The following is a 14,921-nucleotide window of genomic DNA, read 5'->3' as shown; positions in this document are numbered from 1 at the left end:
GTGGCGCCCGTTCGGCGCCGGCCGGCGCCGAACGGATCCCGGCGCGCGGCGGCCGAAAACCGACTCACCCGGGCGGCCGGAACCACCCGCCGAGCACCCGGAATCCGTCAGCCCGCCGCCGCCCGGTCGCACTCCTGTCCGCGCAGCACGCGCGCCAGGTCGTCCGTCGCTTCCAGCACCAGCCTGCGCAGCGCCGGCGCCGCGTGCGGGTGGGCGTCGAGCCAGGCCGTCGACGCCTCCAGCGTCGAGCGGTCGCCCTGGAGTTCGGGGAACATGCCCCGGACCACATCCATCCCGATCTGGATGGACCGCTCCGTCCACACCCGCTCGATCACCTCGAAGTACCGTGCGGCGTACGGCGCGAGCAGCTCCCGCTGGTCCGGCTGCGCGAAGCCCGCGATCGACGCGCCCACCAGCGCGTTCGACAGCGCGTCCGACTCCACGACCTGGGCCCAGACCTGCGCCTTGACGGCCGCCGACGGCCGGGCCGCCAGGCAGCGCGTCTGGTGGCGCTTGCCCGACGCCGTGTTGTCCAGGGCCAGTTCCGCCGCGATCGCCGCCTCGTCGGCCAGCCCGCGCGCCGCCAGCGGCTCCAGGAAGGTCCAGCGCAGCTCCTGGTCGACCGTGAGCCCGTCGATCTTGTCCGTGCCGTCGAGAAGGCCCCGCAGCAGCCGGAAGTCCTCGTCCGACGCGGCGGCCGAGGCGAAGAAACGGGCCCACGTCAGCTGGTGCTCACTGCCCGGCTCGGCCTCCCGCAGCCGGGCCAGCGCGCTCCCGGCCAGCAGCCGGGCGCCGTGCTCCCGCCGGTCGGGCGCGGTGTACCGGTGCAGCGCCGTCCGCGCCCAGGCGTGCAGCGTCTGGAGCACACCCACGTCCGTCTCCCGGCCCGCGTGGGCGATCACCGTGTCGATGAACTCGCTGGCCGGCAGCAGCGCGTCCCGCGTCATGTTCCACAGCGCGGACCAGCACAGGGCGCGGGCGAGCGGGTCGGCGAGGTCGCCCAGGTGCGACCGCACGGTCTCCAGCGAGCCGGCGTCGAAGCGCGCCTTGCAGTACGTCAGGTCCTCGTCGTTGACCAGGATCAGGTCGGGCCGCTCGGCCCCGGCCAGTTCCGTGACGACCGTGCGCGCCCCGTCGACGTCCACCTCGGCACGGGCGTACCGCGCCAGTCCGTCCCCGCCCGCGGTGCGCCGGTAGAGCCCGACCGCGACCCGGTGGGGGCGCAGTTCGGGATGGGTCGCGGACGCCTCCTGGAGGATGGCCAGTTCCGTGACGCGCCCGTCCGCCCCGTAGGCGGCGCGCGGGGTGAGGGAGTTGAGTCCGGCCGTCTGGAGCCAGGAGCGCGCCCAGCCCGACATGTCCCGCCCGGAGGTCTCCGCCAGCACCGAGAGCAGGTCGTCCAGTCGGGTGTTGCCGTACGCGTGCCGCTTGAAGTAGCGCCGCGCGCCTTCCAGGAACGCCTCCTCGCCCACGTACGCGACCAGCTGCTTGAGCACGGACGCGCCCTTGGCGTAGGTGATCCCGTCGAAGTTCAGCTTGGCGTCCTCCAGGTCCCGGATGTCGGCCGTGACCGGGTGCGTGGACGGCAGTTGGTCGGCTCGGTAGGCCCACGCCTTGCGGTTGTTGGCGAAGGTGGTCCAGCCGTCGGTGAAGCGGGTGGCTCCCACCATCGAGAACGTGCCCATGAAGTCCGCGAAGGACTCCTTCAGCCAGAGGTCGTCCCACCACTCCATGGTGACCAGGTCGCCGAACCACATGTGCGCCATCTCGTGCAGGATGACGTTCGCCCGGCGCTCGTAGGACGCGCGGGTCACATAGCCGCGGAAGATGTACTCCTCCCGGAAGGTCACCAGGCCCGGGTTCTCCATCGCGCCCAGGTTGTACTCGGGCACGAACGCCTGGTCGTACTTCCCGAAGGGGTACGGGTAGTCGAAGCGGTCGTGGAAGAAGTCCAGCCCCTGCTTGGTGATCTCGAAGACGTCGTCCGCGTCGAAGTGCCGGGCCAGCCCCTTGCGGCAGAGCGCGCCCAGCGGGATCTCCAGCGTCGTGCCGTCCGGCAGCGCACGGCTGTAGTGGTCGCGCACGTAGTGGTACGGCCCCGCCACGACGGCGGTGATGTACGTGGAGATCGGCTCCGTCGGCGCGAAGCGCGTGGTCGAGCACCCGTCGTCGGCGCCCGACGGCTCGACCCGCTCGGCGGTGCCGTTGCTGAGCACCGTCCAGCCGTCCGGCGCGGTCACCGAGAACGTGTACGGCGCCTTCAGGTCGGGCTGCTCGAAGTTGGCGAACACCCGCCGCGCGTCGGCCGGCTCGTACTGCGTGTAGAGGTAGACCTCGCCGTCCTCGGGGTCGACGAAGCGGTGCAGGCCCTCGCCGGTCCGGCTGTACGCGCACCGGGCGTCCACCACCAGCACGTTCTCCGCCGACAGGCCGGCCAGCGCGATCCGCGAGCCGTCGAAGACGGCGGCCGGGTCCAGCTCCGCCCCGTTCAGCGTCACCGCGTTCACCTCGGGCGCGATCAGGTCCGCGAAGGTCGACGCCCCCGGCTCGGCGCAGCGGAACCGGATCGTCGTGACCGAGCGGAACGTGCGCGGCCGGTCACCGGCCGGCCCCTCACCGGACGGCCCGCCGGTTTCCGGCTCGTCCCCTTCCGGCCCGGCACCGACCGCCGAGCGCAGGTCGAGGGCGACGTCGTACCCGTCGACGGACAGCAGTACCGCCCGCTCGCGGGCCTCGTCGCGGGAGAGATTCTCACCGGGCACGGTCACTCCTCTGTGGCCTCTGTGGCTCGTCGCAGCTGGGTCCTGTCCGGCCGGTGGCCGGCCGCGGACCGGAACCGATCCTCGCACGCCCCACCGACACGTGGCATTCGCCGGACCCGGAACGGGAATGCCCTGGATCGCCCGGCACGTTCTCCGCTACGCGGGTGTGCGACGCGCCGTGACCGACCCGTCGGTCACGGCGGACGCGGCGTCGCCCCCGGCGGTACCGGTCCGTGCCGAGCTACAGCCATGATGAGGAGAGACATGTCCGAGAAGACCCCGGTCGACTTCTGGTTCGACCCGCTGTGCCCCTGGGCCTGGCTGACCTCCCGCTGGGTGCTGGAGGTGGAGAAGGTCCGTGACATCGAGGTGCGCTGGCACGTGATGAGCCTCGGCGTGCTCAACGAGGACAAGCTGGACACCCTGTCCCCGGAGTACGCGGAGAGGATGCGCCCGGGCGGCCCGGCATGGGGACCGGTGCGCGTGGTCGTCGCCGCCCAGCAGCTCCACGGTGACGAGATCGTGGGCCCGCTCTACACGGCCCTCGGCACCCGCTTCCACAACCGGGGCGAGGGCAGCGGCCGCGAGGCGATCGCCGGCGCCCTGGCGGACGTGGGCCTGCCCGCCGGCCTGATCGAGTACGCCGACTCCGACACGTACGACACCGAGCTGCGTGCCTCGCACAAGGAGGGCATCGACAAGGTGGGCCAGGAGGTCGGCACGCCCGTTATTGCTGTCCCCGGCGCGGACGGCGAGCAGATCGCCTTCTTCGGCCCGGTCGTCACCCCCGCCCCCAAGGGCGAGGAGGCGGCGAAGCTCTGGGACGGCACGCTGTTGGTCGCCTCGATCCCCGGCTTCTACGAGATCAAGCGCACGAGGACGGCGGCCCCCAGCTTCGACTGAGCCGCGCGTACGGCGCGTCCGGACCGGGGGACGACGCCCGGCCCCGGCGCACGACATCACGGCCGGTCACGCCCGCCCCCGGCGCACGGCAGAAGGACCCCCGCGAGTCACGTCCTCGCGGGGGTCCTTCTCCTTGCCGGCCTGCTGGTGAAGGTTGAGAAGACGATCACGAGCAGGACGATCTCCATGCCTCCCGGGCCGGGCGCCCCCGGAGGAGGCTCACGCACTCACGGGGCGAGCAGCAGATTGTTCGCCCGCTGCTTCGCGGCGGTGTAGCGCTTGGCCACGTCCTGCCAGTTGACGACGCGCCACATCGCCTCGATGAAGTCCACCTTCTGGTTCTTGTACTGGAGGTAGAAGGCGTGCTCCCAGGCGTCGAAGACCAGGATCGGGACCGAGCCCTGGCCGACGTTGCCCTGGTGGTCGTAGACCTGCTCGACGATCAGCCGCCCGCTCACCGGCTCGTACGCGAGGACGCCCCAGCCGGAGCCCTGGGTGGTCGCCGCCGCCTTGGTCAGCTGGGCCTTGAAGCCGGCGAACGATCCGAACGACTCGGCGATCGCGTCCGCCAGCTCCCCCACGCCGTCCTCCGCCAGCGGCTCGCCGCCGCCGTCACCGGTCATGTTGTGCCAGTAGATCGAGTGCAGGATGTGGCCGGAGAGATGGAACGCCAGGTTCTTCTCCAGCCCGTTGATCGATCCCCACGATCCCTTGTCACGGGCCTCCGCCAGCTGTTCGAGGGTGTCGTTGGCCCCCTTCACATAGGCCGCGTGGTGCTTGTCATGGTGCAGCTCGACGATCTGCGGGTCGATGACCGGCTCGAGCGCCGTGTAGTCGTACGGAAGTTCAGGAAGCGTGTAGGTGGCCATGGGTCTCCGAGCCCTCCTGGTCTTATTGCACATTCTATGCAAGTGCACGCTAGCAGCAACAGTTCGCTGTGGGGCGCACCACCCGAGCCCGGGGTCCGCGCCGCCGAGCCCCGGGGGCCACGCGGGCTTTGTCACACCCCTGACAACGCCCTCACCTCCGGTTTGTGGACGAGTGACGGTGTTCGCCCCGGATGCCGTCGGCTACCGTCGATCTGTCCGAACGCCCACACGACCGCGGAGTCCCCATGGCCACTGCCGCCGCAGCCCCCCGTTCCGGAGCAGTCCTCGCCGATCTGCTCCCCGCCACCCGTACGAGGGACATCGCCCTGGTCCTCGGCGGCGCCGTGCTCACCGGCCTCGCGGCACAGGTGTCCGTGCCCGTCCCGGGTTCCCCCGTCCCGGTCACCGGGCAGACCTTCGCCGCCCTGCTCGTCGGCACCGCCCTCGGCGCCCGCCGCGGCTTCCTCTCGCTGGCCGTCTACACCGTGGTCGGGATGGCCGGGATGCCCTGGTTCTCCGCGGGGTCGTCCGGCCCCGGCGGCGCCTCCTTCGGCTATGTACTGGGCATGCTGCTCGCGGCCACGGTGGTGGGCGCGCTGGCCCGCCGGGGCGGCGACCGTTCCGTGCTCCGTACGGCCGGGACGATGGCCGTGGGCTCGGCGGTCACCTACGCGGTCGGTGTCCCGTACCTGGCGCTGAGCAGCGGGATGTCGCTGAGCGCCGCCGTGGCCGCCGGTCTGGTCCCGTTCCTGCTGGGGGACGCGCTCAAGGCCGCCCTGGCGATGGGCGCGCTGCCCGCGGCCTGGAAACTCGCCGGACGCCGTGGCTGACGGACGTACATGAGACGAGGCTCTTCCCTCGCCCTGGAAACAACGGGCGCGAGGGAAGAGCCTCATCTCGTGTATGCGGTCAGTGCCTCCGCGGCGACCGACACCGCTGTCGGGTCAGGTGCTGACGCGGTCCTCCGGCCCGGCGGAGCGCGCGGTGCCGACCTGGCCCGGCGCCGGCTCACCGGAGCCCGCGCCGCCGGCCGCGGAGACCCCGGCGGCACCCTTCGCGCCGCCGTCCCGCCGCCGGTGGACCGCTTCCCGCGCCAGCGCGATCGCCACCACGAGAGCCGCCACCAGCAGCGACAGCAGTACCTGCTCGCGCCCGGCGTCGTCGGTGAGCATGTAGACCAGCACGAACGAGATCATCGCGATCGTCGCCCAGGTCAGGTACGGGAAGAGCCACATCCGTACGACCAGCTTCTCCGGCGCCTCCCGCAGGATGATCCCGCGCATCCTCAGCTGGGTGAAACAGATGACGAGCCAGACGAACAACGCCACCGCGCCCGACGAGTTCAGCAGGAACGCGAAGACCGTGTCCGGCCACTTGTAGTTGAAGAAGACGGCGACGAAGCCGAACAGGACGGACGACAGGATCGCCGCCTGCGGCACGCCCCGGCCGTTGGTCCGGGCGAAGGCGGCGGGCGCGTCGCCGCGCCGCCCGAGCGAGAAGGCCATCCGGGAGGCCGTGTAGAGGCCGGAGTTCAGACAGGACAGCACGGCCGTCAGGACGATCACGTTCATGACCTGCCCGGCGTGCGGGATCCCGATCGAGTTCAGCGAGGCCACGTACGAGCCGTCCTTGGTGATCGACGCGTCGTTCCACGGCAGCAGCGTCAGCACGACGAAGATCGAGCCCAGGTAGAAGACCGCGATCCGCCAGATCACGCTGTTGGTCGCCTTGGAGACGGCACGCTGCGGATCCGCGGACTCCCCGGCGGCGAGCGTGACGATCTCGCTGCCCATGAACGAGAAGACGACCATCAGAATGCCGGTGAGGATCGCTCCCGGCCCCTTCGGGAAGAAGCCGCCCGTGTCCGTGAGGTGCGCGAAACCCGCGCCCGGGTTGTCCGACCCGGGCAGCACCCCGAACACGGCCAGCAGGCCTATCACCACGAACCCGGCGATCGCCACGACCTTGATCCCGGCGAACCAGAACTCGAATTCGCCGTACGACGCCACCGACGCCAGGTTCGTCGCGGTCAGCACGACCATCACGATCAGCGCCCAGCCCCACTGCGGCACGGCCGGGATCCAGCCCTCCAGGATCTGCGCGCCCGCGGTCGCCTCCACCGCCAGCACCACGACCCAGAAGAACCAGTACAGCCAGCCGATCGAGAACCCGGCCCAGCGCCCCAGCGCCCGGTCGGCGTAGGCGGAGAAGGAGCCGGAGGTCGGCTGGGCCGCGGCCATCTCGCCCAGCATCCGCATCACCAGTACGACCATGGCGCCGACCAGGGCGTAGGAGAGCAGGATGGCCGGCCCGGCGGCGGCGATACCGGCGCTGGAACCGACGAACAGCCCGGCACCGATCACCCCGCCGATCGCGATCATCGACAGATGGCGGTTCTTGAGACCGGCCTGGAGCCCGTCCGGGGAGTGCGGATCCCCGGCCCCGGCGGGGTGTCCGCCGCTCGGGGCGGGAGGAAGCACGGAGGTCATGCAGGAGTCCTTACGTTCGAGTCCGCCCGCAGGCGGTTCCCGGCATTGAAGCGCCCGCTCCCCAAAAATCGGAAGGGTATATTCCGTTTCTTTACCCAGGGGGCGGTTGCGCACGAAGAGGTAGCTGCGCCGCGCGATCCTGACCCGCTCTTCGATACCCAACCGGGCGCCGCGCACACCGCACGTGTCAGACTTCGCCCCATGCGCGTTTACCTCGGCTCCGACCACGCCGGCTTCGAACTGAAGAACCACCTGGTGACCTGGCTCACAGAGCAGGGTCACGAGCCCGTCGACTGCGGCCCGCACGTCTACGACGCCCAGGACGACTACCCGCCCTTCTGCCTGCGCGCGGCGGAGCGCACGGCCGCGGACCCGGAGAGCCTGGGCATCGTGATCGGCGGCTCCGGCAACGGCGAGCAGATCGCGGCGAACAAGGTCAAGGGCGTCCGGGCGATCCTGGCCTGGAGCCAGGAGACGGCGGCGCTGGGCCGCGAGCACAACAACGCGAACGTCATCTCGGTCGGCGGCCGTATGCACGCCCTCGACGAGCTGGTCTCCTTCGTGGAGGTCTTCCTCAAGACCCCGTACTCGGGTGAGGAGCGCCACACGCGCAGGATCGACATGCTCACGGCGTACGAGCAGACGGGCAACCTCCCGCCCCTGCCCGCCGGCACCACGGAATAGCCCGCAGGCGTCGGCACCGGCCCCCTCCCGGGGGCCGGGTCGCCACGTCCGCCTCCGGGGTTCCCGGTACGTCCGGGGTGCCCGCACGCCGAGGTGCATGGCCAGGGTGCCCGTGACGTCCCGGCCGGGCTCGTCCGCCGGCGAGTGAGCCGAAGGGGGCGCGGCCGCTGTCGAAAGGGAGGCTGTGTTCGATATGCGGCTCCGCCGCGTGGGCGGAGGCTCCGAGGAACGAGGAGCCGAGCACGGTCGACCGTCGACAGTGCCCGCGGCCGGAGGCCGCTGATGGGCACAGCGAGCGCCCCGGAGGCGAACCGAGCCCCAATTAGAGAGGAAGGCAAGCCAGCGTGCCCGAAGGGCATACCATCCACCGCCTGGCCGAGGACCACTTCATCCGCTTCGGCGACCGCCCCGCCCGGGTCAGCAGCCCGCAGGGCAAGTTCGCCGACAGCGCCGCGCTGCTCGACGGCCGGGTCCTCGCCGGCGTCGATGCCCACGGCAAGCACCTCTTCCTCGGCTTCGGTGCCGACGACTGGGTCCATGTCCACCTCGGCCTCTTCGGCAAGCTCGGTTTCGGTACGGCCCCGGCCCCGCCGCCCACCGACACCGTCCGCCTCCGGCTGCTCAACGACGAGCACTACGCCGACCTGCGCGGCCCCACCACCTGCGCCCTGGTCGGCGAGTCCGAGAAGCAGGCGATACACGACCGGCTCGGCCCGGACCCCCTGCGCCCCGAGGAGGACGGGGAGAAGGCGTGGGCGCGGATCTCCCGGTCCCGTACGACAGTCGCCGCGCTGCTGATGGACCAGAAGGTCATCGCGGGTGTCGGCAACGTCTACCGCGCCGAGGTCCTCTTCCGGCACGGCATCGACCCGTACCGGGCCGGCAGGGACCTGACCCGCGCCGAATGGGAGCGCATCTGGGCGGACCTGGTCGCCCTGATGCGCGAGGGCGTGCGGAACAACCGGATCGACACCGTCCGGCCCGAGCACACGCCGGAGGCCATGGGCCGCCCGCCGCGCGTGGACGACCACGGCGGCGAGGTCTACGTCTACCGGCGGGCACGGATGCCGTGTCACCTGTGCGGCACGGAGATCCGTACGGCGCCCCTCGCCGCCCGCAACCTCTTCTGGTGCCCCGCCTGCCAGCGACGCTGAGAGGCCATGGCCCGGTGCCTGTCACCGGCCCCGGAACCGAACCGGGACCCGGCCCCATCAGAACCCGTGCGGCAGCCACGGCGCGACATCCGACCCGAACGCCGTCGACGCCTCCGCCAGCGCGCCCGGCCGCAGCTCCCGCACCCGGCCCGCGCCCGCGAGCGCGGTCAGCGACACCCCGCCCAGGTAGGCGGTGCCCAACTCGTTGACCGAGAGCCGCAGATCGGGCTGGTCGGCCGTGCGCTCGCAGGACGCGCCCTTGAGGTCGCCGCACAGCCGCCACCGGCCCTCGTTCCAGGGGCAGAAGGAGTCCTCGACCTCCAGCACCACGTCCACCGGCGTCCGGTACGTACGGGCCTGGAGCGCGGCCCCGAGCTCCACCAGCCGGACGTACAGCGAGTCCCGCAGCCGCGGCTCGCACCGGCGGATGTCGGACACCAGGTGCTGGACCGGCGCGTCGACCGGCAGGTTGCGCACCACGACCGCCGACGTCAGGTCGATCCCGGCCAGGTGACGCCAGAGCGCCGCGTACGCCCGCGGGTCGAGGCCGTAGAGGTCCGACACGTGGACCGTGCCCTTGGGGCCCGCCTCCTCCCATTCCGGCTTGACGCGGTAGCGCGTGAACCCCACCACCTCGCCCCGCCGCTCGGCCAGGACGCACTGGAGGGGTGACATCCCGTCCTTCTCCTGCTTCCCGTCGACCACGGGGAGCCGCTCCCAGCCGGGCTGCCGGGCGAGCATTCCGGGCCGGCCGGCGACGTGCGCGGCGTACACGGCCTCGCACGCCTGGAGTACGGCCGGTTCGTGCGGCGTCGCCAGGCGCAGGCTCACCTCGTCGGTGCCGTCGGCGTCGCCGTCGCCACCCCTCCCGTCCGGCACGGAGAGCCGCACCCGGGAGGTGTCGATCCGCAGCAACAGCTGCTGGGTCGCCGCGCCGTAGCCGTACCGCCCGTAGATCGCCGGTTCGGAGGCCGTCAACAGAGCGAGCGGTTCATCCCACGAACGAATGTCGTCCAGTTGGCGTCGCATCATCGACGTGAGCAGTCCCCGCCTGCGGTGGGTCGCCGCCACGCTCACCATCGTGACCCCCGCCGCGGGCACCGACGCGCCGCCCGGTACGGTGAGCCGGAAGCTGAACGCCCCCGCCGTGCCGACGCATTGGTCGCTGTCCCAGACGCCGATCGAGCGCTCGTGTTCCGTCAGCGCCTCGTACAGTGAGCGTTCCTCCGGCGGCTCGGTGACTCCGCCGAACGCGAGTTCCAACGATGCGTACCAGCGGTCCCAGTCGGCACGGCCGAGAATGCGCGTTTCAGTGGTCATATGCCATCAGTATCAAGCGTCCGTTGACGAAGCGACCCGATTTCGAACGCAATGTCACAGGGGTCCCTCTGCACGGCACCCCTCGGGCTCGGTAAAGTCCAAGGGCAATGGCTGGTGTCGCGGGAGCGGATTCGTACTCGGCCCGGATGCGCATGACGCTGCACCGGGTCCGCAACAGCGTGCGCAAATCGGGCGTCGACTACTTCCGTGGCGACGGCTCCGACTGGATCGCGCTCGCCGGACTGCTGCTCACGGTCCCGGCCATCGCGCTGGCGACGATCGCGCTGCCGATGTGGTGCGCGCCCTCCGCGCTCGTCCTGCCCATCGTGGCGGGCGGGCTGCTGCTGCGGCCCGCCAGCCTGCTCAGCCTGTACGCGGCGGCGGCCGCCGCGCTGATCGTCGAGTCCATGGTCCTGGGCCCGTACCCGGACGGGCCGGGCCGCGTCACGCCCGGCACGGTGCTGGTGGTGGCCGCCTGCGGGCTGTTCGGGCTGCTGATCGCCCAGTTCAGGGCGAGGGTCGGAGTGCCCTGGCGGCGTGGCGGCACGATGCTCTTCGACCTGCGTGAACGCATTCGGGTGCAGAGCGCGCTGCCCCGGCTGCCGCAGGGCTGGCACCAGGAGATGGCCCTGCGCCCGGCCGGCGGTCAGTCCTTCTCCGGCGACTTCGTCGTGGCGGCCCGGACGAACGGCGGCCGGAACCTGGAGGTCGTCCTGACCGACGTCTCCGGCAAGGGCATGGACGCGGGCTCCCGCGCCCTGCTGCTGTCCGGTGCCTTCGGCGGCCTCCTGGGCTCGCTTCCCCCGCACAACTTCCTGCCCGCGGCCAACGGCTATCTGCTCCGCCAGGACTGGGACGAGGGCTTCGCCACCTCCATCCACCTGGTGCTCGACCTGGAGTCCGGCGACTACGAGTTGCTCTCGGCGGGCCATCTGCCCGCCCTCCAACTGCACGCGGGCAGCGGGCGCTGGGAGGAGAAGTCCGGCGAGGGGCCGCTGCTCGGCGTGTACGACGGCGCGCAGTTCGACCCGGTCAAGGGTTCGCTGTGCCCGGGGGACGTGCTGATGCTCTTCACGGACGGCCTGGTCGAGGCGCCCGGACGGGATCTGGGCGAGGGCATCGACCGGCTCACCGGCGAGGCGGACCGCTATGTCGCCCCGGGGTTCGAGGGCGCGGCCTGGCATCTGATCGAGGCGGTGGCGAAGGACGTGAACGACGACCGCGCCCTCCTGCTGATCTGCCGCGAACCCTGACCGGCCGCCAGCGCTGACCGGCGGCGAACCCTGACCGGCGGCCCCGTACCGCCCGCCCTCCGCACCCCGACAGCCGCGGCGCGCCCGGTCGTCGGCCTGACGAGCGGGGCGCCGCGGCTGTTCGCGTGCCGTGCGGTGGAGCGGCACGCGCGTCGTGCGCGTCGTACGGAGGTAAGGCGGCCGCGGTCATGCGGTGGAGGCGGCCTCTCGCGTCGGCTCACCGCCCGTGGGCCCGTCGCCTCCGTCCTTGCCGCCCGGCAGGATCCGGGCGAGCCAGTGCGACCGGCCGGCGGCCAGCGGGCCGAGGACGGCCAGGACCAGGACATAGCCGGCGATGAACGGCGCGAGCCGTGGGTCGAGGCCCGCGCCCGCCGCCATCGTGGCGAGGATGAGCGCGAACTCGCCCCGGGCCAGCAGCGTGGTCGAGACGTTGGCCGCGGGCAGTGCCCCGAAGCCGAAGATCTTGGCGGCCGACAGCCCCGCCGCGACGTTCATCACCAGGGTGATGACGGCGGCCACGAGCACGGGCCAGAGCACGCTCGGCAGGTCGCCCGGGTTGATCGAAAGACCGAAGGCGAAGAAGAAGATCGCGCCGAACGCGTCCCGCAGCGGATGCACGAGCTTGCGGATCCGGTCGCCCGAGGTCGTGCCGCCCAGCATCAGACCGACCATGAAAGCGCCGATGGCATCCGCCACTCCGAACCACTCGGAGACACCCGCGACGAAGACGGCGATGCCGAGGAAGGAGATGACGAGCAGCTCGTCGTCCTTGGTGGCGATGAAACGGCCCACGATCCGGGTTCCGTACCGCGCGGCGAGCGCGAGCAGCAGCAGGAAGCCGAACGCCTTGCCGCCGTCCGTCAGCGCGGCGGAGAGACTGTCCGCGCCCGACAGGATCGGTTGCAGCGCGGCCAGGTAGAGGGCCAGGAAGATGTCCTCGACCACGATGATGCCGAGGATCGGTTTCGTCTCCGGGTTGCCGATGCGGCCGAGGTCGACCAGGACCTTCGTCACGATCGCGGACGACGAGATGCCGAGCACTCCGGCGAGCACCAGCGCCTCGGACGTGCCCCAGCCCATCGCGAAGCCGAAGGCCAGCCCGGCGCCGACGTTGAGCGCGAGATACGCCCCGCCGGCGAGGGCCATCTTCCGGCCGCCCTCCTTGAGGTCGTCCAGGTGGAACTCGAGCCCCAGGTAGAAGAGCAGCAGCACGAGGCCGAGCGCCGACAGCATCTCCAGGTCGTGCGGGTCGGAGACCAGCACGAGGCCGGGGGTGTGGGGGCCGAGGAGGATCCCGGCCAGCATGAACAGGGGAATCGTGGGCAGCTCGATCCTGTTACCGAGCCGGGCGAGTACGGCGGCGGCCAGGAAGGCGCCGCCCATGGCTATGAGGGTCTCTGCGTGTCCGATGGGATCGTTCCTCCATCATCTTGTAAAAGAAAGCGTCAAGGAATCGTCAGTAATTAGTTTACCAAACGATATGCGGAGCGGTCCGGCCCGCGCGCGAGGAGCCCCGCGGGCGGCGTCATGGGCGGCCCCGGCGACCACGCGGCGGAGGCACGGCAAAGGGGCGCCCCGCCGGGTTCGGCGGGGCGCCCTGGAGGCCGGTTTCCGGATGGTCCGGTCGAGGTCCGGTTGCGGTTCAGCCGCGGGTCAGTCGCGGGCGGGAGCGGTCTTGTCGTGCCGGAACGCCCAGTTCATGTCCGGTTCCGTCACGCAGCGCAGCAGCCGTCGCACGGGAGGCGTGCACAGCGCGGTGACCGCGACGCCGGCCACGAGGGTCAGCGCGATCTCACCGAGCGGATCCGAGAGCCACGGGTAGGTCTCGAAGACGCCGGCGTACGTCGCGCCCTTGAGCAGGAAGCCGTGCAGCAGGTAGCCGCAGATCGTGCCCGCGCCCAGCACGGTGAACCAGGTCCGCCGCCGTGGCACCAGGGCCAGGAACGCGGCGGTGAGCAGCATCGAGCAGCCGAAGAGCGCGAACTGCATCACCGGCCCGACCCACCACGCGCTGTCCAGTTCCTGCGCGCTGTAGCTGTGGTAGAACCACCCGTTGCGCATCTCGGCCGCCGCCCAGTACGAGAACGCCAGCGCGCCCGCGAGCAGCGGCACCGCCAGCAGCCGCGCCTCCCGCCGCCGGACCATCTGGAAGTGCTCGGGCTTCAGGCACAGCCCCACCACGAAGTACGGCGCGAACTGGAGGGTGCGCTGGAGGTCGAGGTCGTCGCCGATGCTCGGGCTCACCGAGGCCAGGCAGGCCACGACGAGCGCGACCGCGAGCGGGTGGCGCAGGGAGCGCCACAGCGGCGTGGTCAGCCGCCAGATGAACAGCGCGGCCAGGAACCAGGTGAGATAGAAGGGGTCGAGCAGGCTGATCGGATGGCCGGGGGTGTCGTCCGCGTACCGCTTGAAGAGCGAGTAGGCCGTCTCGAAGACGACGTACGGCACGGCGACGCCGGTCACCAGGCGCTTGATCTGGCGCGGGCTCGCGGTGAAGTTCCGGGAGAAGTAGCCGGAGACGACGATGAAGGCCGGCATGTGGAAGGCGTACACGAACATGTACAGCGCCTTGGTGGCCCGGCTGCCGTCCATGACCGGTTCCCAGGCGTGCGCCATGGCCACGAGGACGATCGCCAGGAACTTGGCGTTGTCGAAGAACGGGTCCCGCCTCGTGTCCGGCTTGCCGGACACCGGGGGTCGGTCGGCGGTGTCCGCACCCGTCGGCCGGCCGGCCGGTGTCGGCGTGTCGGCCACCGCGCCGGCGGTGGTGGCGGCTGTGGACTCCGGGGCTTCGGCGGTGGCGAGCGGAGACGTCTCGTATCCATGGGGCGCCTGGAACATTTGAGGCACCCTAGCGGCGCCTCGCCGAATTCGAAAATTTCCCGGTCGGCCGGGGTTTACCAAAAATCCATCCGCCGACACCGGACGATATGCCCCAATTAATCATGGTTATATGGGGCATATCGCCAGGGTGGGCGTGAATATGTGATCGCCGGTCGACCGTGCTGTGAATGCCCTGCGGAATATCCTGTGAACAAGATGTGCGTCATTCGGAAGGTGTGGTTCGAATTCGCTTCCGTATTCGTTCCCGGGATATGTCGTACGGTGTGGCGCGGCAGCGCCGCGCACGACACGCGGGCGTGGTGATGGCGCGAACCCGGCGGCGATAGTTCGTCACCGCCCCACACCTGCGCGGACGTTGGTGGCACGATGGTCCGAGCGGGGGGCGTCCGGAGTCGTGCCTTCCTGCCGCAGGCGAGAGCGGACCGACCGAGGGTGTGATCAGTTGTGGCCATTTCACTGTCTGTGGTGGTTCTGTTGGCGGTCATCATGGTGGTGCTGATCCGTGGGGGCTCGCTCAAGGCCGGTCCCGCGATCGTCGCGATCCTCTTCGGCTTCTTCCTCGCGTCCACCAACATCGCCCCGTCGGTGCAACGGTTCCTCAACTCGCTGGCGGAAACGATCAACCAGATCAGCTTCTGATGTC

Annotated in this window: 12 protein-coding genes; 6 read left to right on the top strand and 6 right to left on the bottom strand. The window is 71.0% G+C overall.

Going from position 1 to position 14,921, the window contains the following annotated elements; all coding sequences use genetic code 11:
* Positions 1-107: 107 nt before the first annotated feature.
* Positions 108-2,762 (bottom strand): aminopeptidase N, encoded by a 2,655-nt coding sequence (gene pepN / locus ACU6P3_RS10690; RefSeq protein ID WP_447196908.1) that lies wholly within the window; start codon positions 2,760-2,762, stop codon positions 108-110.
* 264 nt (positions 2,763-3,026) lie between these two features.
* Here pepN and ACU6P3_RS10685 point away from each other — a divergent pair, with 264 nt between their 5' ends.
* The gene (locus tag ACU6P3_RS10685) at positions 3,027-3,665 is read left to right on the top strand and encodes a mycothiol-dependent nitroreductase Rv2466c family protein (RefSeq protein WP_447196907.1); all 639 of its coding nucleotides are present in this window, start codon (positions 3,027-3,029) and stop codon (positions 3,663-3,665) included.
* A 227-nt stretch (positions 3,666-3,892) separates the two neighbouring features.
* Here ACU6P3_RS10685 and ACU6P3_RS10680 read toward each other — a convergent pair whose 3' ends face one another.
* Complete coding sequence (locus ACU6P3_RS10680) at positions 3,893-4,534, bottom strand: superoxide dismutase (protein ID WP_344277254.1); 642 nt, start codon at positions 4,532-4,534, stop codon at positions 3,893-3,895.
* Between the two features lie 245 nt (positions 4,535-4,779).
* Here ACU6P3_RS10680 and ACU6P3_RS10675 point away from each other — a divergent pair, with 245 nt between their 5' ends.
* Positions 4,780-5,364, top strand: coding sequence for a biotin transporter BioY (locus ACU6P3_RS10675; RefSeq protein ID WP_030748178.1), 585 nt, complete (start codon positions 4,780-4,782; stop codon positions 5,362-5,364).
* Between the two features lie 114 nt (positions 5,365-5,478).
* Here the strand turns inward: ACU6P3_RS10675 and ACU6P3_RS10670 are convergent, their stop codons facing one another.
* The gene (locus tag ACU6P3_RS10670) at positions 5,479-6,915 is read right to left on the bottom strand and encodes an amino acid permease (RefSeq protein ID WP_447197837.1); all 1,437 of its coding nucleotides are present in this window, start codon (positions 6,913-6,915) and stop codon (positions 5,479-5,481) included.
* Between the two features lie 309 nt (positions 6,916-7,224).
* Between ACU6P3_RS10670 and ACU6P3_RS10665 the strand changes: the two genes are divergently transcribed.
* Entirely contained in the window at positions 7,225-7,707 is a 483-nt protein-coding gene (locus tag ACU6P3_RS10665) for a ribose-5-phosphate isomerase (RefSeq protein ID WP_447196906.1), read from the top strand.
* A gap of 344 nt (positions 7,708-8,051) precedes the next feature.
* Positions 8,052-8,861 carry an Fpg/Nei family DNA glycosylase gene (locus tag ACU6P3_RS10660; protein ID WP_447196905.1) on the top strand — a complete coding sequence of 270 codons (810 nt, stop codon included), beginning with the start codon at positions 8,052-8,054 and terminating at the stop codon, positions 8,859-8,861.
* Between the two features lie 57 nt (positions 8,862-8,918).
* Here the strand turns inward: ACU6P3_RS10660 and ACU6P3_RS10655 are convergent, their stop codons facing one another.
* Complete coding sequence (locus ACU6P3_RS10655; RefSeq protein WP_447196904.1) at positions 8,919-10,181, bottom strand: GNAT family N-acetyltransferase; 1,263 nt, start codon at positions 10,179-10,181, stop codon at positions 8,919-8,921.
* 107 nt (positions 10,182-10,288) lie between these two features.
* Here ACU6P3_RS10655 and ACU6P3_RS10650 point away from each other — a divergent pair, with 107 nt between their 5' ends.
* Positions 10,289-11,434, top strand: a complete 1,146-nt coding sequence (locus ACU6P3_RS10650) for a PP2C family protein-serine/threonine phosphatase (protein WP_447196903.1) — start codon at positions 10,289-10,291, stop codon at positions 11,432-11,434.
* Between the two features lie 186 nt (positions 11,435-11,620).
* On the opposite strand, the gene ACU6P3_RS10645 is transcribed toward ACU6P3_RS10650, so the two are convergent.
* Together ACU6P3_RS10645 and ACU6P3_RS10640 are read right to left on the bottom strand one after the other, a co-directional pair.
* Complete coding sequence (locus ACU6P3_RS10645) at positions 11,621-12,817, bottom strand: cation:proton antiporter (protein WP_447196902.1); 1,197 nt, start codon at positions 12,815-12,817, stop codon at positions 11,621-11,623.
* 270 nt (positions 12,818-13,087) lie between these two features.
* Positions 13,088-14,275: an acyltransferase family protein gene (locus ACU6P3_RS10640; protein ID WP_447196901.1), complete on the bottom strand. Its 1,188-nt coding sequence runs from the start codon at positions 14,273-14,275 to the stop codon at positions 13,088-13,090.
* 447 nt (positions 14,276-14,722) lie between these two features.
* On the opposite strand from ACU6P3_RS10640, the gene ACU6P3_RS10635 reads away from it, so the two are divergent.
* Entirely contained in the window at positions 14,723-14,917 is a 195-nt protein-coding gene (locus tag ACU6P3_RS10635) for a hypothetical protein (protein ID WP_030748154.1), read from the top strand.
* The last annotated feature ends 4 nt before the right edge of the window (positions 14,918-14,921 follow it).

It is taken from the genome of Streptomyces hebeiensis, from assembly GCF_052983195.1.
The sequence above is the reverse complement of the archived record's forward strand: the minus strand, read 5'-3'. Positions and strand labels throughout refer to the sequence as shown.